The sequence below is a fragment of the Aeromonas sp. 2HA2 genome, assembly GCF_029237345.1.
Classification (GTDB): Bacteria; Pseudomonadota; Gammaproteobacteria; order Enterobacterales; family Aeromonadaceae; genus Aeromonas; species Aeromonas salmonicida.
Map to the genome: position 1 here is coordinate 1 of NZ_JAACGB010000031.1, position 685 is coordinate 685.

Annotated in this window: 1 tRNA gene and 2 rRNA genes; all 3 read left to right on the forward strand. The window is 47.6% G+C overall.

Annotated elements, in window-relative coordinates:
* Nucleotides 1-56 (forward strand): 16S ribosomal RNA (locus GWQ29_RS21210); the annotation flags it as partial.
* Between the two features lie 210 nt (nucleotides 57-266).
* Nucleotides 267-342 (forward strand) — tRNA-Glu (locus tag GWQ29_RS21215).
* 237 nt (nucleotides 343-579) lie between these two features.
* Nucleotides 580-685, forward strand: a 23S ribosomal RNA gene (locus GWQ29_RS21220); the annotation flags it as partial.

Below are 685 nucleotides of genomic sequence, written 5' to 3' on the forward strand. Positions count from 1 at the left end.
GGGTGAAGTCGTAACAAGGTAACCCTAGGGGAACCTGGGGTTGGATCACCTCCTTACCTTAAGATGTCGAAGTTGTTGAGTGTTCACACAGATTGCCTTGATTCAAAGTAGTTAGAGCAAAGACCTGGTGCAGTGATGCATCAGCTTCTGTTGTCCAGCCCTCGGGATGGATGAGAGAAAACCTCTTCTGCCGGATAACGGGATGTGAATAGCAGTTTACTGCTACCTGTTGTCTCAGTGCGCAAGCACTGCAAAGCAGACTCGGGGTCCCCTTCGTCTAGAGGCCTAGGACACCGCCCTTTCACGGCGGTAACAGGGGTTCGAATCCCCTAGGGGACGCCACTTCTCTTCGCATCTTAAGAATGCAGAGTTAAGAAGTTGATTCTTAACTCTGTTTTCTTCGGTCACTGACCGTTGCAAACATGCTCTTTAACAATCTGGAAAGCTGATTTAAAAAGTAGTTCTCAAACATTTGTTACAAGTGCTTTGGAAACTTCTTGGCGAAAACCAAATTTTATTTGGTCCTTGTTGTACGACAACAGGCCGTGCCGGTTTCACCGACACTTCTTGGGGTTGTATGGTTAAGTGACTAAGCGTACATGGTGGATGCCTTGGCAGTCAGAGGCGATGAAGGACGTACTAACCTGCGATAAGCTGTGAGAAGTCGGTAAGAGACGCTATTACT